The sequence below is a fragment of the Pantoea sp. CS_6 genome (assembly GCF_041954745.1).
Lineage (GTDB): Bacteria > Pseudomonadota > Gammaproteobacteria > Enterobacterales > Enterobacteriaceae > Pantoea > Pantoea stewartii.
On record NZ_JAVAYG010000004.1, the window covers coordinates 163,191 to 186,865 of the forward strand.

Below are 23,675 nucleotides of genomic sequence, written 5' to 3' on the forward strand. Positions count from 1 at the left end.
TTTCACAACAATGTACATGAAAAACGGCCTAAAAGTAATGTCGTAAAACGCGAAATATGCCCGGCGCGTTTGGCTTTTCCGGTAATGTCTGCTAGCAAAACGGTTTACCGCCGACTATAACCAGTAAGTTCGATCACCAGCCACCGCGTCAGGTGATTGTTTTTTATCTTGTTACTATTGGGAAGATGGAATGAAAATTCAGAAAACGGTACTGGCTTTGGGGATGATCGCGCTGTTAAGCGGCTGCGAGGGGATGAATAACAACGGCCTGCTGCAGTCAGGTGCACAGGCTTTCCAGGCGTACACATTAAGCGATGCCCAGGTGAAGCAGTTGAGCGATCAATCCTGTGCCCAGATGGACAAAGACAATCAGGTCGCGCCGGCGAACAGCGAATACCAGCAACGTCTGAATAAAATCGCGGCCGCACTGGGCGACAACATTAACGGTACGCCGGCTAACTATAAGGTCTACCAGACCAAAGATGTGAATGCCTGGGCGATGGCCAACGGCTGTATACGCGTTTACAGCGGCCTGATGGACATGATGAACGACAATGAAGTGGAGGCGGTGCTGGGGCACGAAATGGGTCACGTCGCGCTGGGCCATACACGTAAAGCGATGCAGGTTGCCTTTACCACGACCGCCGCGCGCACCGCTGCCGCGTCCGTAGGAGGCATCATTGGCTCGCTGTCGCAGTCACAACTGGGCGATATGGGCGAAAAACTGGTGAATGCGCAGTTCTCCCAGACTCAGGAAACGCAGGCGGATGACTACTCTTACGATCTGCTTAAAAAACGGGGAATTGACCCTGTCGGATTAGCGACCAGCTTTGAAAAACTGGCGAAACTGGAACAGGGTCGCCAGAGCTCTATGTTCGATTCGCACCCTGATTCTGAAGCCCGCGCACAACACATTCGCGATCGTATCGCGGCAGACAGCAAGTAAGCCTGAATCAGCGGGATAACGCTGCGTTATCCCGCTGTGGCATTAGCCTTTGTTGGCGGCCTGAACGTGTAACATATCCAGTGCCAGCGTTGCGGCAGCCAGCGCGGTCAGATCGGCGTGATCATAGCCCGGGGCCACTTCCACCAGATCCATCCCGACAATATTCATGCCCTGCAAACCCCGAATCAACTTGGTCGCTTTGTCGGTCGTTAAACCACCGATCACTGGCGTACCGGTACCCGGCGCATGCGCAGGGTCCAGGCAGTCAATGTCAAAGGTAAGGTAAACCGGCAGATCGCCAACGGTGCGCTTAATTTCCGCCAGGATATCGTCCACGCTGCGGTCGTTAACCTGTGCCGCATCCAGCACGTTAAAGCCCAGGCTCTTATCGAACTCGGTACGGATACCGATCTGGACGGAGTGCTGCGGATCGATCAGGCCCTCTTTTGGCGCCGTAAAGAACATGGTGCCATGGTCAAACGTGGGGCCGTTAGAATAGGTATCGGTATGCGCGTCGAAGTGCACCAGCGCCATTTTACCGAAGTGCTTCGCGTGGGCACGCAGTAGCGGCAGCGTGACGTAGTGATCGCCGCCAAACGTCATCATACGTTTACCGTTAGCCAGCAGCTTCTCTGCGTGAGCCTGCAACTTGTCAGACAGATCCTGAGAGTCGCCAAAGGCATAAACCAAATCGCCACAGTCGACGACATTCAGGCGCTGACGCAGGTCAAAATCCCACGGCCAGCGACAGCCTTCCCAGGCCAGATTCGTTGAAATCTGACGGATAGCACCAGGGCCAAGACGGCTGCCTGGACGGCCAGAGGTTGCTGCATCAAACGGAACGCCGGTGATCACCCACTCTGCGTCGCTGTCGTAAGGCTGAAAATTGACTGGAAAACGCATAAAACCAAAGGCGTTAGAAACCAGTGAATTGTCGTACTGATTACCGAGGGTATTGTACATAAGTCGTCCTCTGTTAATGTCTGAACCGGGCCGGGCCCGCACACCTTTCAGGTTGAGATAAAAAAAATCCCCTCCGCGTCGTTAGGCCCGACGAGGAAGGGATGTGTTGCCGCGATTATCAACAATGTCCCGCCCGGCTGCAAGCGCTTCGCAGGGCGTTATTCGTCTTCTAAATACGTGTAGCCATACAGACCGCTTTCAAACTCCTGCAGGAACTGCTCACGCAGGTCTTCGTCCAGTTCAGAAGTCTGAATCTGTTTACGGAACAGCGTCATCAGCTCATTGGGGTCCAGCTGCACATACTGCAACATGTCGGCCACGGTATCGCCTTCATCGGAAAGCTGTACTTCCACTTCGCCATCCTGGAATGCGAAGACATCCACCGCTTCGGTATCACCAAACAGGTTGTGCATGTTGCCCAGAATTTCCTGGTACGCGCCGACCATAAAGAAGCCCAGCATCGGTGGGTTCTCCACATCATATTCCGGCATCGGCATGGTCGTCGCGATGCCGTCGCCATCCACGTAATGATCGATGGTGCCATCGGAGTCACAGGTAATATCCAGCAGCACGGCCCGACGTTCGGGCTTTTTATTCAGGCCTTCCAGTGGCAGCACCGGGAACAGCTGATCGATGCCCCACGCGTCCGGCATCGACTGGAACAGCGAGAAGTTCACATAGATCTTATCCGCCATGCGCTCCTGCAGCTCATCAATAATCGGGCGATGTGCGCGGTTGCTGGGATCCAGATGCTGCTGAATATAATGGCAAATGCTCAGGTACAGCTGTTCAGCCCAGGCGCGCTGCTTAAGGCTGTAAATGCCTGACGAATAGCCGGTGTGAATATCAAACAGGTCCATCTGGCTGTCGTGCAGCCATTCACGCAGAGAGCGGCGCGTATTCGGCTCGTGCATCTCCTGCCAGGTTTCCCACATGCTCAGGATAGGACGTGGCGCATCATCGATATCGGGCGCTTCAGGTTTGCTGAATTCGTTCCGCTCAACACCAATGATGTTAGAGACCAGCACCGTATGGTGCGCCGTTACGGCGCGACCTGACTCGGTGATGACGGTAGGATGTTCAAGTCCGTGTTCGTCGCAGGCGGCACCGATGGCCCAGATAACATTATTAGCGTATTCATTCAGCCCGTAGTTTACCGAGCAGTCAGACTGTGAACGCGTCCCTTCATAATCCACGCCCAGGCCGCCGCCGACGTCGAAGCACTTAATGTTGACGCCCAGCTTCGCCAGCTCCACGTAAAAACGTGCCGACTCGCGCACGCCGGTGGCGATATCGCGAATATTCGCCATCTGAGAGCCAAGGTGGAAGTGCAGCAGTTGCAGGCTGTCAATGCGTCCGGCTTCGCGCATGATTTCAACCAGCTTCAGCACCTGCGTGGCAGACAGGCCAAATTTGGATTTCTCGCCACCGCTCGACTGCCATTTACCGGAACCTTGCGACGCCAGACGCGCACGAATGCCGAGGCGCGGCACCACATTCAGGCGTTCCGCTTCTTCCAGAACCAGGCGCACTTCGGTCATCTTCTCCAGAACCAGATAAACCTTGTGCCCCATTTTTTCGCCGATCAGCGCCAGACGAATGTATTCACGATCTTTATAACCGTTACAGACAATCACTGAGCGGGTGTGGCCGGCATGCGCCAGCACCGCCATCAGTTCCGCTTTTGATCCGGCTTCAAGGCCCAACGGCTCACCGGAGTTCACCAGCGATTCAATCACGCGTTTGTGCTGGTTAACCTTGATGGGATAAACCAGGAAGTAGTCACCGGTATAGCCATAGGATTCACGCGCGCGTTTGAACGCGGCGTTGATTGAGCGCAGGCGGTGCTGAAGGATCTGCGGAAAACAGAACAACGCCGGCAGACGCTGCCCTTGCGCCTCACGTTCTTTCACCAGTTTTGCCAGATCAACGCGCACGTCCGGGCGATCCGGGTCGGGACAGACACTAATATGACCCAGTTCATTCACGTCATAATAGTTATTGCCCCACCAGGCAATGTTATAGGTCCGCAGCATCAGGCTGGCGTCCTGATCGTTCATCGCCACCTCCTGCATAGAGCGGAGAGCACCTTGTTCGCCAGCTGACGAACCCTTGATATTCTTCATGCCGTCAGACATCACGAACCTCAATTTTCCGTTGAAAGATAATACTGTAATCCGACTCAACAGCCGGATGTAGGGAAATTCGTTGCCACATATTACGTCATGCTCTGTCAGCGTCACGCGCCCAGATAATCCCCTTGCATGACCTAAGTGTAAAACACTCCGCCACGACAGGGGAAAAAAGGGCCGCGAATAATTCACACCACGTCGGTCGGGCCACTTGCCCACGTTGACGTGTCAGAGGTTAGCCAGCGCTTGTGTCGGGATAATTACCGAAGCGAATAAAAGGGTGGCAGGAAAGAAATAAAGACGGGAAACAGGATAACGCTGACGCAAAGCCAGCACGCAAAGAAGCCGTGAAGGAGAAGATAAGGCTCATGACGTGTATCACCTCCGCACATGACGCCGTCATGTGGCAAACCATCAGGGTGAAAGCCAGACAGTGGTCTGACGGGCGCGACGCGATAGCGCGTCATCCTTTTTCTGCTGCAAACGCAGCGGCGTTTTATACAATTTGCGCCTGAAAAATGCAAAGAGATTATTCGCTTAATGCTGGCCCTGCCCGCAGCATTATTCACTACTCAGCACCAGGCCGGCAGTGCATCAGAAAAAAGGGCTGGTAATTCGCTCATCTCGTAACCTAAAATAGACGTCCAGATGGTTTTCCATCTAAACAGGTTAATATCCAGGCGGTGTTGGCCTGGCGTGCTGACACTACCTGACTGCTCTCGGCTTTGCCTTAAGGGGCGTTAAGTCAGCTAACACTCACTTGCGCTAAGCAGTCGAACTCAAACCATTGGTAAGGTAAAGAACATAATGGCTAAACATCTTTTTACATCCGAGTCCGTATCAGAAGGACATCCTGATAAAATCGCTGACCAGATTTCCGATGCGGTGCTTGATGCGATCCTGGAGCAGGATCCTAAAGCGCGCGTGGCCTGCGAAACGTACGTGAAGACCGGTATGGTTCTGGTCGGCGGCGAAATCACGACCAGCGCCTGGGTTGATATCGAAGAAATCACCCGTAATACCGTACGTGAAATCGGCTATGTTCATTCCGATATGGGCTTTGATGCCAATTCCTGCGCCGTGTTAAGCGCCATCGGTAAACAATCTCAGGACATCAACCAGGGCGTTGACCGCAGCGATCCGCTGGAACAGGGTGCAGGCGATCAGGGCCTGATGTTCGGCTACGCGACCAACGAAACCGACGTGCTGATGCCCGCCCCGGTAACCTATGCGCATCGTCTGGTTCAGCGTCAGGCTGAAGTCCGCAAAAATGGCACGCTGCCATGGCTGCGACCGGATGCGAAAAGCCAGGTCACTTTCCAGTATGACAATGGCAAGATTGTAGGCATCGACGCAGTCGTGCTCTCGACTCAGCACAGCGAAGCCATCAGCCAGAACGATCTGCAGGAAGCGGTGATGGAAGAAATCATCAAGCCGGTACTGCCTTCTGAGTGGTTGAACGCGTCCACCAAATACCACATCAACCCAACCGGCCGTTTTGTTATCGGCGGTCCAATGGGTGACTGTGGCCTGACCGGTCGTAAAATCATTGTCGATACCTACGGCGGGATGGCGCGTCACGGTGGCGGCGCATTCTCAGGTAAAGATCCCTCAAAAGTTGACCGCTCCGCGGCGTACGCTGCGCGCTATGTTGCCAAAAATATCGTGGCGGCTGGCCTGGCCGATCGGTGTGAGATTCAGGTTTCCTACGCCATCGGCGTGGCAGAGCCGACATCTATCATGGTGGAAACCTTTGGTACCGAGAAAGTCTCTACTGAACAGCTGACGCTGCTGGTCCGTGAATTCTTTGACCTGCGTCCATACGGTCTGATTCAGATGCTGGATCTGCTGCACCCAATCTATAAAGAAACGGCTGCTTACGGTCACTTTGGCCGCGAACATTTCCCATGGGAAAAAACCGACAAAGCGGCACAGCTGCGCGAGGCCGCTGGCCTGTAAGCATCGGTGAGTAAGTGCACCTGAAAGCCCTGCCCGATGGCGGGGCTTTTTTATGGGCTTTATCCCGCATTCGACCTCCGCTTTTTTCCTGCGGCACATTTTTTTAACTCAACTACACTTTCTTTCAGTTTGTACCCTGCCCTTGTGTTAACGATTACAATTTGAAACGCTTTAAATATCGGCTATTTAGGAATTTATCGCCGTAGTTATTCTTTTAAAAATGCGTTATTTTCAGCGTCATCTGATAGGCGTTAATCAGGACATTGTCAGAAACTTCGAGGGTACTATACCTCACTGGTTACTTGACCTTTCTGGGTTGTAAATGCTGGATTTCAGGGTTTCAGCATGTGTAAGCGATTACATCAATGTGATCGGGCTCACTTTTAACCCAGATAAGGTTTTTTAACATCGATAACAACAATGATGGATAATTTGGAGGCAACCATGCCTGGCAACTCACATAAAAGCAGAACCTCAAATAAGGCAATGACCTTATTTGTCTGCTTTCTGGCAGCGCTCGCAGGCCTGCTCTTTGGGCTGGATATCGGCGTTATCGCAGGTGCCCTGCCCTTTATCGCTAAGGACTTTAATGTTACTGCCCACCAACAGGAGTGGATTGTCAGCTCCATGATGTTTGGTGCAGCCATTGGTGCTATCGGCAGCGGCTGGATGTCATCACGTCTGGGCCGTAAAAAAAGCCTGATGGCCGGTGCGATTCTGTTTGTCATTGGATCACTCTGGTCAGCGATGGCACCTAATCCAGAAATGTTGATCTGCGCGCGCGTCCTGTTAGGTCTCGCCGTGGGTGTCGCCTCGTATACCGCGCCACTTTACCTTTCTGAAATCGCACCAGAGAAAATCCGCGGCAGCATGATCTCGCTGTACCAGCTGATGATTACCATCGGTATTCTGGGTGCGTATCTCTCCGATACCGCATTTAGCTTTACCGGAAACTGGCGCTGGATGCTGGGCGTGATCACGATCCCTGCCATTCTGCTGCTGATTGGTGTGTTCTTCCTGCCGAACAGCCCGCGCTGGCTGGCGGCGAAAGGCAACTTCCGCGACGCACAGCGTGTTCTGGATCGTCTGCGTGACACCAGTGAACAGGCAAAACGCGAACTGGATGAGATCCGCGAAAGCCTGAAAGTGAAGCAGTCTGGCTGGGGTCTGTTTACCAATAACGCCAACTTCCGCCGCGCGGTCTTCCTCGGCATTCTGCTTCAGGTGATGCAGCAGTTCACCGGGATGAACGTCATCATGTATTACGCGCCGAAAATCTTTGAGATCGCCGGTTTTGCGAATACGACTCAGCAGATGTGGGGAACGGTTATTGTCGGTCTGGTTAACGTACTGGCCACCTTCATCGCCATTGGCCTGGTGGATCGCTGGGGCCGTAAGCCTACGCTAATTCTGGGCTTCCTGGTCATGGCTGCCGGTATGGGCATCCTGGGCACTATGCTGCACATGGGCATCCATACACCAGGCGCGCAGTACTTCGCCATTGGTATGCTGCTGATGTTTATCGTGGGCTTCGCCATGTCAGCCGGTCCGTTGATTTGGGTACTGTGTTCCGAAATTCAGCCGCTTAAAGGGCGTGATTTTGGTATCACGGTTTCAACCACCACCAACTGGATTGCCAATATGATCGTTGGCGCAACCTTCCTGACCATGCTGAACACGCTGGGTAATGCACCGACCTTCTGGGTTTACGCGCTGCTGAACGTGTTCTTTATTGTGCTCACCGTTATGCTCATTCCGGAGACCAAAAACGTGTCGCTGGAACATATTGAACGTAACCTGATGGCGGGTAAAAAACTGCGCGATATCGGCCAGTAAATTCCTTCGCGCCCGCGTCCGTGAAAGCCAGTCAGTGTAAACTGACTGGCTTTTTTTAACCCTTTACCCACGCCAACAGCTCAGCGTATTCACGCTCAAACCCTGCCACGCCTGGCTTGCGCCGCCCCGCTTCGCTTTTCTTTCGTTAAAGTCGAAAAAATATACGCCGATAAATGACCTGACGTTTCCCTTATAAAAATCCGTTTTCAGACTTTATTTTCATCAGGAAATCCAATGAACAACCCCAGCGTAAAAAAGACAATGAGCACCCGGGCTCAGATGCTGCTGGCAGGGGGAATGACGATTGTCGTGGGCTTTGCAGCGACCATCGGATTGCTCAGCTGGCAGTCTTCAAAAGCGCAAAAATCTCTGGCCGCTGACTACCTGCAACAAATTGCTGCCAGCCATGCCGGACAAATTCAACAGGAACTGACGCATGCCCTGGACGCGGCACAAAACCTGGGGCAAAGCCTTGCCGCGCTGCCTGCGGCCGGCGTGACCGATCGCAACGTTGCCCATAAGCTCATGGAATATGCCCTGCAGAAAAATCCTGACTTTGTATCGATGACCGTGGTGTTCGAACCCAACGCCTTCGACGGTCGTGACAGTGCTTTCGCCGGCCAGCAGGGAATGCCACCCGAGGGGCGCTATGCCTGGTATATTGATCGGGATAAAGACGGGCATTTTAAAATGAATCCGGCGCTGGATTTTTTACAACCCGGTGCGGGCAATTACTATCTGCTGCCGAAAGAAACGCTTAAAGACACGCTGATTGAACCCTACAGCTTCGCCTATGATGGTGCGAAACCCGAGTGGTTAACCTCAGTCGCCACGCCTGTCATGGTGAACGATAAGCTAAAACTGGTCGTCAGCTCGGATATTCTGCTGTCGTCTATCCAGAAAAAAATCAACCAGATCAAACCCTGGCAAGGCACCGGTTACGCGCTGCTGATTTCGAACAGCGGTAACGTGATTTCCTCCCCCGATACAAGTGAAGCGGGCAAGAAATGGCCGGGGAACGTAAACAGCACCAGTACCAACGTGACGGAGCAATACGATCCGGTGCTCAAAGAACAGGCCATGTATACGTGGTATCCCGTGCGCGTTGGGAAGAGTGATAAACCCTGGTATGTCGGGATCGTGGCGCCCGTCAGTCAGGTGATGGCGGCCGCTGACCGCCAGCTGTACTGGGCAATCGGGCTGATGATCATCAGCATCCTGTCGGTGGGTGCCGTGCTGGGGCTGCTGTTCAGTCGCAAAGTGATGCGCCCGCTGGGTGGTGAACCGGCAGAGGCTGCGCGTATCGCGCTGGCTGTGGCTGAGGGGCGGTTAAACAACAGCATTGGCGTTGCGCCCGACGATAGCCGTAGTCTGTTCTACGCGTTGAGTACCATGCAGTCACAGCTTAGGACGATGGTCGGCCAAATCAAAGATGCCAGCCTCTCTGTCCAGCAGGGCGCGGGCGAAATCGCCAGCGCCAACCTGAACCTGTCCTCCCGAACTGAGGAGCAGGCTGCCGCCCTGGAGGAAACTGCGGCCAGCATGGAACAGATTAGCGCGGCCATTCGTATGAACGCTGACAACGCACAACAGGCGACAGGCCTGACGGAAACTGCCACCCGTATCGCTAACCGTGGCGAAACGCTGGTGGATCAGGTCGTGACGACCATGGCGAAGATCGATGAAAGCTCGCAGAAAATTGGTGATATCACCACGCTGATTAACAGTATTGCTTTCCAGACCAATATTCTGGCGCTTAACGCCGCCGTTGAAGCGGCACGTGCAGGGGAACAGGGACGCGGATTTGCCGTGGTGGCCTCAGAAGTACGTAACCTGGCGCAGCGCACCACCAGTGCCGTAAAGGACATCGCCGCCCTGATTGAAGAGTCAGCGCTGCGCGTCGAGAATGGCGTTGTGCTGGTCAATGATGCGGGCAAAACCATGCATGAAATGACAAATGCCGTTTCATCCGTGCAGCACATCATCGGTGAAATTGTTGCCGCATCCGATGAACAGGCGCGTGGTATCGCTCAGGTTACCCTTGCCGTTAATGAAATGGACGGCACGACTCAGCAAAATGCGGCACTGGTTCAGCAGATGTCGGCGGCCTCCAGTTCACTTGAGGATCAGGCCCGCCAGCTGGCACAAACCGTCGCGCAGTTCCATTAAGCCGTGGCGATGTCCGTCGTGACAGACGGGCCTCGCCATCTTTGCCCCGCGCATTCATATTGAGTTCCGCCTCTGCGGCGCTTATGCTGAGCGCCATGAAAACACCTCGTCTTCCGATTGCCCTGCAACAAGCCGTTATGCGCGCCCTGCGTGATGCTCTTGAGCGCGCTAATCGCACGCTTGAACGCACCTACCCTGAGCCCACGCTGGTTTATCAGCAACGCGGCACCGCCGCCGGTACCGCCTGGCTGGAAAAATGGGAGATTCGCCTCAATCCTGTGCTGCTGCTGGAGAACCAACAGGCGTTTATTGATGAAGTCGTCCCTCACGAACTGGCCCATTTGCTGGTGTGGAAGACCTTCGGTCGCGTGGCACCGCACGGGAAAGAGTGGAAGTGGATGATGGAAACCGTCCTCGGTGTTCCGGCCCAGCGTACCCACCGTTTTGAAGTCGCGTCCGTCCGTAGTCGCACCTTTGCCTACCGCTGTCAGTGCCAGCAGCACCACCTTACCGTACGGCGTCATAATCGCGTGATTCGCGGCGAAAGCGAATACCGCTGTGTCCATTGCGGCAACGTATTAAAAGCCGGCCTTTTCCTTCCATCCTGACCGGATTCTCATTCCGCCTGCCCCCGCATTCTGGTACCCTGCCGCCCTTTTTAGGATCAAGGTGATAACTGGAATATGTCTCACAGAATAATCATGACCGCCGCGCTGCTGCTGGCCTCCTTTCATGCCACCGCGCTTAACCTGAATAATTACCATCAGAATAATTTTCAGCAGGCAAAAGCTTATGCGGCCGAGATTAATGCCGATGCACCGGGCAGCTTTTATTGCGGCTGCAAAATGACCTGGCACGGTAAAAAGGGCGAACCTGATCTGAGCAGCTGCGGTTATCAACCGCGTAAAAATGCCAACCGTGCCGCGCGCATCGAGTGGGAGCACGTGATGCCTGCCTGGGAGTTCGGTCATCAACGTCAGTGCTGGCAGAATGGTGGACGCAAAAACTGCAGTAAAGATGCCGACTATCGCCATATGGAGACCGATCTGCACAATCTGCAACCGGCAATAGGGGAAGTAAACGGCGACCGGGGTAACTTTGCTTACAGCCAGTGGAACGGGACAGAGAAGCAATATGGTCAGTGCAGCATGCACATTGATTTTAAAAACAAACAGGCAGAGCCACCAGAACGGGCCCGCGGTGCCATCGCGCGCACCTACTTCTATATGCGCGATCAATATCATCTGCGCTTGTCGCGCCAGCAAACCCAGCTATTTACGGCCTGGAACAAGCTCTATCCGGTCAGCCAGTGGGAATGCGAGCGAGACCAACGTATCGCACGGGTACAGGGGAATCACAATCCTTATGTGCTCGAAGCTTGCAAGCGTTAAAATCCCTGCCCTAAACTAACTGTCTTTACGGCCTCGCCGCGTGGATCGCGCGGCGTTTTGCTCTCAGGTACTTTATGCGCATACCTCGCATTTTTCACTCACAGCCGCTGCATGTTGGCAGTGAGATTACACTGGATGACGATGCCTCTAACCATGTTGGTCGCGTATTACGCATGACCAGTGGACAGCATCTGGAACTGTTTGATGGCAGTAATCTGACTTTCGCAGCAGAAATCACGCAAGTTGATAAAAAACGTGTAAAAGTATCCATCACAACGAGTCAGACAGACGATCGTGAATCGCCCCTTTATCTCCATCTCGGTCAGGTGATGTCGCGTGGCGAAAAAATGGAATTTACCATCCAGAAATCAATCGAACTGGGCGTTAATGTCATCACGCCGCTGTTTTCTGAGCGCTGTGGTGTCAAACTGGACGCCGAACGTCTGGCGAAAAAAATTCAGCAATGGCAAAAGATTGCGATTGCCGCCTGTGAACAGTGTGGCCGTAACCGGGTACCGGAAATCCGTCCGGCGATGACGCTGGAAGCCTGGTGCAGTGAAGCGGAAAGTGGGTTAAAACTGAATCTGCATCCGCGCGCCAGCCACAGTATTAACACCTTGCCCCAACCGGTCGAGCGCGTCAGGTTGCTGATTGGCCCGGAAGGTGGGCTGTCCGCTGAAGAAATTGCCATGACGGCACAGCATGGATTTACGGATATTTTGCTTGGCCCACGCGTTTTACGCACCGAAACCACCGCGCTGACGGCCATTACGGCACTTCAGGTGAGGTTTGGCGACCTGGGTTAAGCGATACTTTTAGCACGTTCAGGTCATGCAGCCTCACCGCCAGCCTGAAAGATCAGCCCCTTTTGCCCGAACGGAACGAGACGGTTAGTGCCGCCTCCTTCAGGAGAGAATAATGATTAAGCTTGGCATCGTGATGGACCCGATCGCATCCATCAACATTAAGAAAGACTCCAGCTTTGCAATGCTGCTGGAAGCCCAGCGCCGGGGCTACGAAATTCACTATATGGAGATGAACGATCTCTCCCTGCGCGGCGGCGTGGCCTTTGCCCGCACGCGCCTGCTCAGCGTGGAACAGAATGCCGCGAGCTGGTACCAGTTTGGCAGCGAACAGCAGATCAAACTGGCCGATCTTGATGTCGTCCTGATGCGCAAAGACCCACCGTTCGATACCGAATTCATCTACTGCACCTACATTCTGGAACGTGCCGAAGAACAGGGCACGCTGATCGTTAACAAGCCGCAAAGCCTGCGCGACTGCAATGAAAAACTCTATACCGCCTGGTTTTCTGAATTTACGCCGGATACGCTGGTGACCCGTTCGAAGCAGCAACTCCGTGCGTTCTGGCAGGAGCATGGCGATGTGATTATGAAGCCGCTGGACGGCATGGGTGGCGCATCCATCTTTCGCGTGAAGCAGGATGACCCGAACTTTGGCGTAATCGCCGAAACGCTGACAGAGCATGAAAGCCGCTACTGCATGGCGCAAAATTATCTGCCAGCGATCAAAGAGGGCGACAAACGCGTACTGGTCGTCGATGGCGAACCCGTTCCCTATTGCCTGGCGCGTATCCCTCAAGGCGGTGAAACCCGTGGTAACCTGGCCGCCGGTGGACGCGGTGAAGCGCGCCCGCTGAGCGAAAGTGACTGGGCGATCGCCCGCAAAGTCGGACCCACGCTTAAAGCCAAAGGCTTGATTTTTGTCGGACTCGATATTATTGGTGATAGACTGACAGAAGTTAACGTGACCAGCCCAACATGCATTCGTGAAATCGAGGCCGCTTTCCCTGTGTCCATCACCGGTATGCTGATGGATGCCATTGAGAAGCGTCTGGGCTCAGCATAACGCTGGGACCATGCTCCGTGATCAACCCAACACCGGTGCTGACTTTACGCACCGGTTATCTTTGGTAAAGCATGTGAGAATGAATTTACAGCATCACTTTTTGATTGCCATGCCAGCGTTGCAGGATCCCTTTTTCAAACGTTCTGTGGTCTACATTTGCGAGCACAACGAAGAAGGGGCAATGGGACTGATTATTAACAAGCCTATGGAAAACCTGACGGTTGAAGGCATTTTGAAAAAGCTCAAGATTGCCGAGGAAAACCGCGATCCGGCAATCAACCTGGATAAGCCGGTATTCAGCGGCGGCCCGCTGGCAGAAGATCGCGGGTTTATCCTGCACTCTGCCCAGCGTACGTTTACCTCCAGCATTCGTGTCTCAGACAATACGGTGATCACGACATCACGCGATGTCCTGGAAGCCATAGGTACCGCCGATCAGCCCGACCATGTTCTGGTGGCGCTGGGCTATTGTGCCTGGGAAAAAGATCAGCTTGAAAATGAGCTGATGGAAAACGCCTGGCTGACCACACCCGCAAACAGCAATATTCTGTTTCAGACGCCCATCGCTGAGCGCTGGCGCGAAGCGGCGCGAAGCATCGGGGTGGATATTCACAATATGGCCAGCGATGCAGGTCACGCCTGATGACACACCAAACCTTGTTAGGCTTCGACTTCGGCACCAAAAGCATTGGCGTTGCCGTCGGGCAGCAGTTGACGGGCAGCGCCCGTCCGTTAAGTGCCCTCAAAGCACAGGACGGTACGCCTGACTGGCTGCAAATCGAAAAGTTGCTGAAAGAGTGGCAGCCTGATTTTGTGGTGGTGGGATTGCCGCTTAATATGGACGGCAGCGAGCAGCCACTGACCGCGCGTGCGCGCAAGTTTGCCAACCGCTTACACGGGCGTTTCGGCATTCGCGTGGAGCTGCAGGACGAACGCCTCAGTACCGTTGAAGCCCGTGCGGGCCTGTTTGAGCGTGGCGGTTACCGTGCGCTGAACAAAGGGTCGGTCGATTCACAGTCAGCGGCCATTATCCTGCAGGACTGGTTCGACACTCACTAGCGAATGACCCCTTCAGCCTGACGGGCTGCGCGGCTCTGTTCGAATGTCTGCATCCCGGCCCGAGCGCCGGTTTGCAGAAGCGCCGGAATCTGATGCATTTTGCCTTCCCGAATCAGATTGACCACGGCACTGGTCGCCATCAATACTTCAAACAGCCCGGTCCTCTTCTCATCACAGGCTGGCACCAGTTGCTGCGCGATCACTGCGTTGAGGCTGCTTGCCAGTTGAGTGCGCACCAGATTTTTTTCCTCCGCAGGAAACACATCCACCAGCCTGTCTACCGCCTGCACCGCACCGCGCGTGTGCAGCGTGGCCAGCACCAGATGGCCGGTTTCTGCGGCCGTGAGCGCCTGACGAATGGTATCGCTGTCGCGCAGTTCCCCCAGCATAATCACGTCAGGATCTTCCCTGAGTGCGGCTTTCAGGCCCTGGCTGAAACTCCGGCAGTGCACACCGACTTCACGCTGTTGAATCAGAGATTGCTGACTGTGATGGATAAACTCAATCGGGTCCTCCAGGGTCAGGATATGGCGGGCCTGCTGCCGGTTAATCGCATCCACCATTGCCGCGAGGGTGGTCGACTTACCGCTCCCCGTCGCCCCGGTGATTAATATCAGTCCGTCCCGTTTGTTCAGTAACGCCTGCACCCCTTCTGGTACACGCAGATCGGTCAGCGTCGGGCATTCGCTGGCGATGGTGCGTAGCGCCAGAGACAGCCCGTTACGCTGCATAAACAGGTTGGCGCGCAGGCGCTGTCCCGCCGCCAGGGTCAACGCGAAATCCAGTTGCCCTTCCCGCTTAAGTTGCTGCTGCTGTTCGCTGTCCAGCCACACCGACGTAAACTGCGCCATCCAGTCAGGTGACAGCGCAGACCGATCGGGCAGCGGCTCCAGCCTGCCCTGACGCCGCCAGTACGGCAAATGTCCGCTACAAAGGTGCAGATCGGCAGCGTTATGCTTTACACTAAGCGCCACGATTTCATCCAGATTCATTGTGTTCTCCCGACTATGACTTCAATCCAGCACAACCTACAGCAAGTCCGCCAGCGAATCGCCGCTGCTGCAACGCGTTGCGGCCGGGCTCCCGAAGAAATTACGCTACTTGCAGTGAGCAAAACGAAACCTGCGAGCGCAGTCGAAGAAGCGGCGGCTGCGGGTCAGCTCGCGTTCGGGGAAAATTACGTTCAGGAAGGGGTTGAAAAGGTTCAGGCGCTGACCTCACATCCCAATCTGATATGGCACTTCATTGGCCCGCTGCAGTCCAATAAAAGCCGACTGGTGGCAGAACACTTTGCCTGGTGCCACACCCTTGATCGTCTGAAGATTGCACAGCGGCTTAACGATCAGCGGCCTGAACATCTGGCACCGCTCAATGTGCTGATTCAGGTAAATATCAGTGACGAAAACAGCAAATCTGGCATCATGCTGGAGGCCGTCGACGAACTGGCGCAGGCTATTGCCGCGATGCCGCGTTTGCGTTTGCGCGGGCTGATGGCGATTCCGGCACCCGAACAGGATTATCAGAAACAGCTGGCGGTATGCCAGCAAATGGCTGATGCATTTCACCAGTTAAAACAGCACTATAGTGATGTTGATACGCTGTCGATGGGAATGAGTGACGATATGGAGGCGGCGATTGCCGCAGGCAGCACCCTGGTGCGCATTGGCACCGCAATATTTGGCGCACGTGATTACACACAGCCTTCACAACAATAATTGAGGAACTTCATGTTAACAATGACGTTTTTGGTAAAAACGCTAATCGATCTCTACGTCATGGTGCTGTTGCTGCGCATCTGGATGCAGTGGTCACGTTGCGATTTTTATAATCCGCTTGCCCAGTTTGTCGTGAAGATCACTCAGCCGATTGTGAAACCGTTGCGTCGCATTCTGCCTGCGTTGGGTCCGATTGATACGGCTTCTCTGCTGCTGGCGTTTGTGCTCACTACGCTGAAATATCCGCTTCTGCTGCTGATTCAGGTCGGCGTGTTCTCTGTCGATCCCGCTAACTTGCTGGTCGGCCTGCTGTCGCTACTGAAATCCGCCGGTTATCTGGTGTTCTGGGTCATTATTATCCGTTCCCTGATGAGCTGGATCAGCCAGGGCCGCGGTCCGATGGACTATGTGCTGATTCAGCTGACCGAGCCGTTAATGGCGCCGATTCGCCGCATTCTGCCCGCGATGGGCGGCATCGACTTCTCCGCCATGATCGTCATTCTGGTGCTGTATGCCCTGAATTTCCTCGGCATGGACCTGTTCCCGGGTCTCTGGTATTTGCTGTAAATGAACCAAACTGGAACTGTTATGCAAAAAGTTGTTCTTGCCACCGGTAATCCCGGCAAAGTCCGTGAACTGGCGGATCTGCTCTCCGCCTTTGGTCTGGATATCGTGGCGCAAACCGACCTCGGCGTTGAATCCGCCGAGGAGACCGGCCTGACCTTTATTGAAAACGCCATCCTGAAAGCGCGCCATGCCGCGCAGGTGACCGGGCTGCCCGCTATCGCAGATGACTCCGGGCTGGCCGTCAACGCGCTGGGCGGCGCACCGGGCATTTATTCGGCCCGCTATGCCGGTGACGACGCCAGTGACCAACAGAACCTGGAAAAGCTGCTTCAGGCGCTGGAAAGCACCCCGGACGGACAGCGTCAGGCCCAGTTCCACTGCGTGCTGGTGTATTTACGTCACGCTGCCGATCCCACGCCGCTGGTGTTTCACGGCGCCTGGGACGGCGAAATCACCCGCACCCCAGCCGGTGAAGGCGGCTTCGGCTACGACCCGGTGTTCTACATTCCGGCATTGGGTAAAACCGCCGCCGAGCTGACAAAAGCAGAGAAAGGAAAAGTCTCTCATCGAGGTAAAGCATTGACGCTGTTACTGGAAGCGATGCGTAATGCCTGATTTACCCCCGCTGAGTTTATATATCCATATTCCCTGGTGCGTCCAGAAATGCCCTTACTGCGATTTTAATTCTCACGCGTTAAAAGATGAGGTGCCGCACATTGAGTATGTGCAGCACCTGCTGCGCGATCTTGAAAACGATCTGCCGCTGATTCACGGACGTGACGTGCGCACGATATTTATCGGTGGCGGAACGCCAAGCCTGTTAAGCAGTAGCGCGATGCAGATGCTGATGGATGGCGTACGCGCGCGCCTGACGCTGGCAGAAGGGGCGGAGATTACGATGGAGGCGAATCCAGGCACGGTCGAAGCCGACCGTTTCAGCGCCTATCAGCGCGCCGGGATTAACCGCATCTCCATTGGGGTACAAAGCTTTAGCCCGCAGAAGCTGGAACGTCTCGGTCGCATCCATGGTCCCGAGGAAGCGAAGCGCGCCGCGGCGCTGGCGCAGGGCCTGAACCTGCGCAGCTTTAACCTCGATCTGATGCACGGTTTGCCCGACCAGTCACTGACGGAAGCGCTGGACGATTTGCGTCAGGCGATCGCGCTTAATCCTCCGCATTTGTCCTGGTATCAGCTGACCATCGAACCGAATACGTTGTTTGGCTCACGTCCGCCTAAATTGCCCGACGACGATGCGTTGTGGGACATCTTTGAGCAGGGACATCAGCTGCTGACCGCTGCCGGTTATGAGCAATATGAAACATCGGCCTATGCCAAACCGGGATACCGCTGTGAGCACAACCTGAATTACTGGCGTTTTGGCGATTATCTTGGGATTGGCTGTGGTGCCCATGGCAAGCTGACCCAACCCGATGGCCGTATTGTTCGCACGGTCAAAGTGCGCCATCCGCGGGGTTTTATGAAGGGCAACTATCTCGATAAACAGTACGAGGTAGCAGACAGTGACAAGCCGTTCGAGTTCTTTATGAACCGTTTCCGGTTGCTGGAGCCTGCGCCACGCGCGGACTTCAGCCGCTATACCGGGCTGAATGAAGCGCTGATTCGTCCACAGCTCGATCAGGCTATTGCCGCAGGTTATATCACTGAAACAGAGGACATCTGGCAAATTACCGAGAAGGGCAAACTGTTTCTGAACTCGCTACTGGAACTGTTCCTGGCCGACGAGTAACGCGCTTCGGGTTCGGCGTGCAAACTGCGGCTGTATGAAGGAGGCCGAATCCTTATCCGCGCTCAGTATTCTGTCTCAGTTGCAACAACCGGGTATTGATGATGGCAATGTTCACCTCGCAGGGCATGCCATCATCCAGATAAACCGTCTCATTAATCTCCAGCGCCGCCTCATTCGCACTAAAATTCAGCAGTCTGAGTTGCTCACTGTCGGTCACGTTAATCGCATTAAGCTGCTGGTCGCGGCGCTGAATCTTTTTGCCGGTGATTTGTTCAATGTAAGAGTATTTCGAGATTTCCAGCCGGCCAAACTCCATGCTGCTGAACAGGCTGACAGGCAGGTGGATATATTCCAGCGCCACGGGAATATCGTCAAAGCACATCAGTCGAAGAATTTTGTATATCTGATCGCTGTTTCTGATACGTAACGCCTGCGCCATCTCCGGTCCGGGCACCTTGATGATGCTGGCAGTGAGCACCTTCCTGACCGCTTTATGGCCTTTTTTATGAGCCTGATAATCAAAGGGCGAAAGCGCATGGAACCGGCCGGCGTGATTGCTCTTGCCGATAGAACCGACAAACAGTCCCGACCCCTTCACGCGATAAATACGCTGCTGCTCAATCAGAATACGGGTTGCTTCCCGTACCGTCGCCCGGGTGATACCGATGTTCTTTGCTATCGCAATTTCGGTATCCAGCTTGTCGCCCGGCAGCAGTCCGTCCTGCATGATCTTGGTCAGAATATAGTCGACAACCTCTTTTTGTTTCTCTGTTATGCCATCGAACATCACGCTGTTCCCGAATAGTAAGCCCGTGCCTGCGGTGCGCCGCCGCATCGCCTGTATGCCTGATTTCCGTCACTGCGTATGAGTGAGACAGGAACCAGTGTGATCCAGCTAACGATTTTGCACTCCAGTGTCGCCTGTCCAGCCAGAATTGATTCTTGCATATTGTATCTGTACAGGTCGAGGTGCATCATCAAGATGACTAGACACGTTAAACATGTCTATACGTATAAATAAATTTGTGCAACAGGCAATTGTCAGAACTGACGCCTGCTTTAGCAATAAAAGTCATTACTAATCAAATAACTGGTTTTGACTTTTTATCTACCCTGACGTGTGTGGAAGAGAATCAGGAAAAACAAACAGGTTGACCGCTGAAAAAGGCAAAAAGCTGACTGTACATCTTGCAATGACAAGCAGCCTGCCTGCTGGCCCAACTTTTTTATCCAGGACACCGTATGGCAAATCTTACCCAATGGCTGAATGCTGAAAAAATTCAATACATTGAGCGCGTTTCCGACTGGAAAGAGGCGATTCAGGTCACCGGTAATCCTCTCTGCCGTGAAGGCGCTATTTCGCAGGATTACATTGACACCATCGTCCGGCTCAAAGAAGAGACCGGCCCCTACTTCGTGATCGCCCCCCGAATCGCGATGCCACATGCGCGTCCTGAACAGGGCGCGAAGAAACTGGGCTTGTCCGTCGTGAAACTGGCAACCCCTGTCAACTTTGATGCTGATGAAAACGATCCTGTCGACATCCTTTTTATGTTCTCGGCCCCTGACAGCAACAGCCATATCGAGATGATTTCGCAGCTGGCTGAAGTGCTGACAGACGAGGACATCATGCAACGCGTTTATCACGCACAAAGCCAGCAGGAACTGTGCACGGTTCTGCTGACAGACGACCTTATCAGTTAACAATTTCAAATAAGAAGAGGTAGTTATGAAAATTATGGCAGTGTGTGGTTCAGGCCTGGGAAGCAGCTTCATGATGGAAATGAACATCAAAAAAGTGCTTAAAGCGATTGGTATGACGGCGGAGGTCGAACATGCCGACCTCGGCTCGGTGACGCCGGACGTCGCAGATGTATTCGTGATGGCAAAAGACATTGCCTACAGCGCTAATCTGCCCCCGGAAAAAGTCATTATCATCAACAACATCATCGACCTGAAAGAAGTTGAGCAGAAAATTCGCGACTACTTCAACAAATAACACCGTTATCCCCTTTGATAAGAACACTTACCGCTGAGGTTATTATGTTTATACAAAACCTTTTACTGGTAGTTGTCGATGTGCTGAAAGTCCCTTCGATTCTGGTCGGGTTAGTCGCGATGTTCGGCCTGATCGCGCAGCGCAAGCCGTTGCCGGATGTGATAAAGGGAACGGTAAAAACGATTCTGGGCTTTTTAGTGCTGGCAGGCGGTGCCACCGTTCTGGTGGGCTCGCTGACGCCGCTCGGCGATATTTTTAAGCACGCATTCAACGTTCAGGGCATTATTCCTAATAACGAAGCGATGGTATCCATCGCGCTGGCGAAATACGGCGCGCCTACCACGCTGATTATGGCGTTCGGCATGGTGGCAAACATTACCGTCGCCCGCTTTACCCGCCTGAAATATATCTATCTCTCTGGCCACGTCACCTTCTATATGGCCTGTATGATTGCCATTATTCTGTCCGTTGCCGGTTTTGAAGATGTGCAGCTGATTTATACCGGTTCGCTGACGCTGGGCATGCTGATGGCCTTTTTCCCGGCCCTGGCTCAGCCCTATATGCGTAAAATTATCGGTCACGATCAGGTTGCGCTGGCTCATACCGGCACGGTGGGTTATGTCCTGTCAGGCTGGATAGGCTCTATAGTGGGCAAAGGTTCAAAGTCCACCGAAGAGATGAACATGCCCAAAAACCTGAGCTTTTTGCGCGACAGTACCATCTCCATCTCTCTGACCATGATGATCATCTATTTTATTTTGTCCGTCTCGGCGGGCAGAGAGTATGTTGAAAGTCAGTTCAGTCATGGTCAAAACTATCTGGTGTATTCGTTTGTGCAGGCCATTACCTTTGCTGCCGGGGTCTTTATTATCCTGCAGGGCGTGCGCTTAATTCTGGCGGAGATTGTACCGGCCTTTACCGGGTTTTCAGAGAAGCTGGTGCCCAGCGCGCGTCCTGCTCTGGACTGCCCTATCGTGTTTCCCTATGCGCCCAATGCCGTTCTGGTCGGCTTTATTTCCAGCTTTATCGGTGGACTCGTCGGGTTGTTTATCCTTGGGCAGTTGCACTGGGTGCTGATTTTGCCCGGCGTGGTGCCGCACTTTTTCTGCGGGGCGACGGCGGGTGTCTTTGGCAATGCGACGGGCGGCAAGCGGGGTGCGATGATTGGCGCCTTTGCACACGGTATTCTGATTACCTTCCTGCCGGTTGCGTTACTGCCTGTGCTGGGTGCGATTGGTCTGACGAATACCACATTCTCAGATACGGACTTTGGCGTGACAGGGATTCTGCTGGGTAATATGGCGAGGTTCCTCGATAAAGGCACCATTACCATGATTATTACGGGCATCTTTGCGCTGCTGGTGATCTATAACTATGTCGCCGGTAACAAGACCGTGACCAAAGAAGCTAACAGCGACTGAGACCTAAACGGGGCTGATGATTCAGCCCCTTCTTGACAGGGCAGGACATAAAACGGGTTAGTTAAATGATTTAACCAGCGTTTTACGGTCTTTTTCCAGCGAGATAACCCGGTTACAGACGTCTTTACCAAACTGCTGGAAGTCCGTTTCCTGATTATTCCATTCGCTCTGAATGGCGTTCTGCAGACCACCAAGGTTACCCATCAACCCCTGCAGCCCGCTGCCGCCACCGTTGGTCATGGCTTTCGTCCCCATCTCATTAATGCTGTCCTGCAGGATACCGCCCATCGCCTGATTCACCAGTTGCTGCCCATCGGCACGAACCTGATCGATCGCCTGGTGATGGAACGTCAGTCCGTCACTGCGATGTTCAATAATGCGGTTCATCTGGGTTTTTAACTGGGCATTCAGCGTGGCCAGTCGGCTGTGCAAGCGGCTTGATTCCCCTACCTGCTCAGTGATGATCTTATCCAGCGCCAGCCGACCTTTCTCCAGACGGGAGGTGGCACCGTTATCGATCCACGGCAGATCGCGACGTAACGCATTTTGGTAATTAATGGCCTGCTGACGACTGGCGGCGTTCATCGTGATTTTTTGCCCGTTGAACTGCACATCGCCCTGCGGCGAAATCACAAGATTGCCGTTTGCGCCAACGACCTGCACGTTTTGTGGGCTAATGACCACATCATCCTGTGGTTTAACGCTGCATTCCCAGGCCGCCTGGGCCTGCGTTGCCGCCAGCAAGAGGCCAGCGACCAGCACGTTACGAATCATACGTTCTCCCTGTCTGGGTGTGAAAGCGACATCGCTGGTAACTTAGTCCCACCAGACGTCAAAGAGTTCGGTCACCTTTACATCCAGTAACTGGCGATCTTCCAGCCATTTACGTACCAGCTCGCGATGTTCCTCGGTGCATTTACCGGTTTGCTGCAGGCAGATTAACCCTTCCCAGGCCAGATAGCCGCTACCGTCATAAGCCAGGCCATTGGGATCGATCGCTTCGTTAATAAACTGATTCAGCGTTTCGTCGATAACCTCTTCAGAGGTGCCGTCCGGGAAGCGCCAGGCTACGGAAAAGCCCAGCTCCTGAAACTCATCAATATGCAATTTTTTACGTAAACGACGGCTGCGTTGTGTGGCCATTATTTCACCCTCTCAAACATTAAATCCCAAACGCCATGGCCCAAACGCTGCCCGCGCTGCTCAAATTTGGTCAGTGGACGCGTCTCAGGACGCGGCACATACGTATTGTCTTCAGACAGGTTTCGATAACCCGCGATGCTGCTCATCACCTCAAGCATATGCCCGGCATAGGCTTCCCAGTCGGTCGCCATATGGAACACACCGCCCAGTTTCAGTTTACGCATCACAAGCTCGGCAAACGGCACCTGCACGATACGGCGTTTGTTGTGACGGGCTTTATGCCACGGATCGGGAAAGAACAGCTGAACCATGCGCAGTGAATTATCCGGGATCATTTTCTCCAGCACTTCCACCGCATCATGACACATCACCCGCAGATTGCTGACATTGGCCTCTTTCGCCGACGCCAGGCAGGCTCCCACGCCGGGCGCATGCACTTCGATGCCAAGGAAGTTTTGATGCGGATTATTTTGCGCCATGGTGACCAGCGACGCGCCCATACCAAAGCCGATCTCCAGCGTGACAGGCGCATCGCGCCCAAACAGCGCGGGCAAATCAATGGGCTCTGGCTGATATTCAACACCCATTTCCGGCCAGTAGTTGTCCAGCGCCTGCTGCTGGCCTTTGGTTAAGCGGCCCTGGCGGCGCACAAAACTACGAATCCGACGCAACGGGCGTCCATTTTCATCATATTCTGGGGTGATGACGTCATTAATCATGTTGAAGCCTGCTGGTTAGCCTGTTCAGGGAAACGGGCAT

The 23,675-nt window shown here is 54.0% G+C and carries 24 protein-coding genes; 17 read left to right on the forward strand and 7 right to left on the reverse strand.

Going from position 1 to position 23,675, the window contains the following annotated elements; translation table 11 throughout:
• Window positions 1-190: 190 nt before the first annotated feature.
• A complete protein-coding gene (locus RAC90_RS07955; protein ID WP_006120841.1) occupies window positions 191-946 on the forward strand; it encodes a M48 family metallopeptidase in 756 nt (251 codons plus the stop codon).
• A 42-nt stretch (window positions 947-988) separates the two neighbouring features.
• Here RAC90_RS07955 and speB read toward each other — a convergent pair whose 3' ends face one another.
• The gene (gene speB, locus RAC90_RS07960) at window positions 989-1,909 is read right to left on the reverse strand and encodes an agmatinase (RefSeq protein ID WP_033739645.1); all 921 of its coding nucleotides are present in this window, start codon (window positions 1,907-1,909) and stop codon (window positions 989-991) included.
• A gap of 158 nt (window positions 1,910-2,067) precedes the next feature.
• A complete protein-coding gene (gene speA / locus RAC90_RS07965) occupies window positions 2,068-4,047 on the reverse strand; it encodes a biosynthetic arginine decarboxylase (RefSeq protein WP_033739647.1) in 1,980 nt (659 codons plus the stop codon).
• Between the two features lie 801 nt (window positions 4,048-4,848).
• Between speA and metK the strand changes: the two genes are divergently transcribed.
• The 9 genes from metK (at window position 4,849) to ruvX (ending at window position 14,324) form a co-directional block, all read left to right on the forward strand.
• On the forward strand, window positions 4,849-6,000 hold the full coding sequence (metK, locus tag RAC90_RS07970) for a methionine adenosyltransferase (protein ID WP_006120844.1): 1,152 nt from the start codon (window positions 4,849-4,851) through the stop codon (window positions 5,998-6,000).
• 444 nt (window positions 6,001-6,444) lie between these two features.
• Window positions 6,445-7,836 carry a sugar porter family MFS transporter gene (locus RAC90_RS07975; protein WP_006120845.1) on the forward strand — a complete coding sequence of 464 codons (1,392 nt, stop codon included), beginning with the start codon at window positions 6,445-6,447 and terminating at the stop codon, window positions 7,834-7,836.
• A gap of 234 nt (window positions 7,837-8,070) precedes the next feature.
• Window positions 8,071-10,005 carry a methyl-accepting chemotaxis protein gene (locus RAC90_RS07980; RefSeq protein ID WP_375124205.1) on the forward strand — a complete coding sequence of 645 codons (1,935 nt, stop codon included), beginning with the start codon at window positions 8,071-8,073 and terminating at the stop codon, window positions 10,003-10,005.
• A gap of 95 nt (window positions 10,006-10,100) precedes the next feature.
• Window positions 10,101-10,613: a SprT family zinc-dependent metalloprotease gene (locus tag RAC90_RS07985; RefSeq protein WP_110268430.1), complete on the forward strand. Its 513-nt coding sequence runs from the start codon at window positions 10,101-10,103 to the stop codon at window positions 10,611-10,613.
• 75 nt (window positions 10,614-10,688) lie between these two features.
• Window positions 10,689-11,396, forward strand: a complete 708-nt coding sequence (gene endA, locus RAC90_RS07990; protein ID WP_375124206.1) for a deoxyribonuclease I — start codon at window positions 10,689-10,691, stop codon at window positions 11,394-11,396.
• Window positions 11,397-11,470: 74 nt separating this feature from the next.
• Window positions 11,471-12,202: a 16S rRNA (uracil(1498)-N(3))-methyltransferase gene (rsmE, locus tag RAC90_RS07995; protein ID WP_006120849.1), complete on the forward strand. Its 732-nt coding sequence runs from the start codon at window positions 11,471-11,473 to the stop codon at window positions 12,200-12,202.
• A gap of 112 nt (window positions 12,203-12,314) precedes the next feature.
• Window positions 12,315-13,265 (forward strand): glutathione synthase, encoded by a 951-nt coding sequence (gene gshB, locus RAC90_RS08000; RefSeq protein WP_375124207.1) that lies wholly within the window; start codon window positions 12,315-12,317, stop codon window positions 13,263-13,265.
• Between the two features lie 79 nt (window positions 13,266-13,344).
• A complete protein-coding gene (locus RAC90_RS08005; protein WP_033739653.1) occupies window positions 13,345-13,908 on the forward strand; it encodes a YqgE/AlgH family protein in 564 nt (187 codons plus the stop codon).
• Window positions 13,908-14,324, forward strand: a complete 417-nt coding sequence (gene ruvX, locus RAC90_RS08010; RefSeq protein WP_006120852.1) for a Holliday junction resolvase RuvX — start codon at window positions 13,908-13,910, stop codon at window positions 14,322-14,324. Before RAC90_RS08005 ends, ruvX begins: the two co-directional genes overlap by 1 nt.
• Here the strand turns inward: ruvX and RAC90_RS08015 are convergent.
• Window positions 14,321-15,316: a type IV pilus twitching motility protein PilT gene (locus RAC90_RS08015; protein WP_054687086.1), complete on the reverse strand. Its 996-nt coding sequence runs from the start codon at window positions 15,314-15,316 to the stop codon at window positions 14,321-14,323. The two genes, ruvX and RAC90_RS08015, sit on opposite strands and share 4 nt — an antisense overlap.
• A 15-nt stretch (window positions 15,317-15,331) precedes the next feature.
• On the opposite strand from RAC90_RS08015, the gene RAC90_RS08020 reads away from it, so the two are divergent.
• From RAC90_RS08020 to hemW, 4 genes are read left to right on the forward strand one after another with little or no spacing between them, the layout of a single operon-like run.
• A complete protein-coding gene (locus tag RAC90_RS08020) occupies window positions 15,332-16,039 on the forward strand; it encodes a YggS family pyridoxal phosphate-dependent enzyme (RefSeq protein ID WP_039339277.1) in 708 nt (235 codons plus the stop codon).
• A 12-nt stretch (window positions 16,040-16,051) separates the two neighbouring features.
• Complete coding sequence (locus tag RAC90_RS08025; RefSeq protein ID WP_006120855.1) at window positions 16,052-16,606, forward strand: YggT family protein; 555 nt, start codon at window positions 16,052-16,054, stop codon at window positions 16,604-16,606.
• Window positions 16,607-16,627: 21 nt separating this feature from the next.
• Entirely contained in the window at window positions 16,628-17,221 is a 594-nt protein-coding gene (locus RAC90_RS08030) for an XTP/dITP diphosphatase (RefSeq protein WP_006120856.1), read from the forward strand.
• Complete coding sequence (gene hemW, locus RAC90_RS08035) at window positions 17,214-18,353, forward strand: radical SAM family heme chaperone HemW (protein ID WP_054687085.1); 1,140 nt, start codon at window positions 17,214-17,216, stop codon at window positions 18,351-18,353. Before RAC90_RS08030 ends, hemW begins: the two co-directional genes overlap by 8 nt.
• 52 nt (window positions 18,354-18,405) lie before the next feature.
• Here hemW and RAC90_RS08040 read toward each other — a convergent pair whose 3' ends face one another.
• On the reverse strand, window positions 18,406-19,140 hold the full coding sequence (locus RAC90_RS08040) for a GntR family transcriptional regulator (RefSeq protein ID WP_039339294.1): 735 nt from the start codon (window positions 19,138-19,140) through the stop codon (window positions 18,406-18,408).
• Between the two features lie 455 nt (window positions 19,141-19,595).
• Here RAC90_RS08040 and RAC90_RS08045 point away from each other — a divergent pair, with 455 nt between their 5' ends.
• Genes RAC90_RS08045 through RAC90_RS08055 form a run of 3 tightly spaced genes read left to right on the forward strand, consistent with a single transcriptional unit; the run spans window position 19,596 to window position 21,773 of the window.
• Window positions 19,596-20,057: a PTS sugar transporter subunit IIA gene (locus RAC90_RS08045; protein ID WP_375124208.1), complete on the forward strand. Its 462-nt coding sequence runs from the start codon at window positions 19,596-19,598 to the stop codon at window positions 20,055-20,057.
• Between the two features lie 25 nt (window positions 20,058-20,082).
• Window positions 20,083-20,352: a PTS sugar transporter subunit IIB gene (locus RAC90_RS08050; protein ID WP_262959439.1), complete on the forward strand. Its 270-nt coding sequence runs from the start codon at window positions 20,083-20,085 to the stop codon at window positions 20,350-20,352.
• 44 nt (window positions 20,353-20,396) lie between these two features.
• A complete protein-coding gene (locus RAC90_RS08055) occupies window positions 20,397-21,773 on the forward strand; it encodes a PTS ascorbate transporter subunit IIC (protein ID WP_375124209.1) in 1,377 nt (458 codons plus the stop codon).
• Window positions 21,774-21,830: 57 nt separating this feature from the next.
• On the opposite strand, the gene RAC90_RS08060 is transcribed toward RAC90_RS08055, so the two are convergent.
• Genes RAC90_RS08060 through trmB form a run of 3 tightly spaced genes read right to left on the reverse strand, consistent with a single transcriptional unit; the run spans window position 21,831 to window position 23,635 of the window.
• The gene (locus RAC90_RS08060; protein WP_006120862.1) at window positions 21,831-22,547 is read right to left on the reverse strand and encodes a DUF2884 domain-containing protein; all 717 of its coding nucleotides are present in this window, start codon (window positions 22,545-22,547) and stop codon (window positions 21,831-21,833) included.
• Window positions 22,548-22,589: 42 nt separating this feature from the next.
• The gene (locus tag RAC90_RS08065) at window positions 22,590-22,916 is read right to left on the reverse strand and encodes a YggL family protein (RefSeq protein ID WP_006120863.1); all 327 of its coding nucleotides are present in this window, start codon (window positions 22,914-22,916) and stop codon (window positions 22,590-22,592) included.
• A complete protein-coding gene (gene trmB, locus RAC90_RS08070) occupies window positions 22,916-23,635 on the reverse strand; it encodes a tRNA (guanosine(46)-N7)-methyltransferase TrmB (RefSeq protein ID WP_033739664.1) in 720 nt (239 codons plus the stop codon). The genes RAC90_RS08065 and trmB overlap by 1 nt, the downstream gene beginning before the upstream one ends.
• Window positions 23,636-23,675 lie beyond the last annotated feature (40 nt).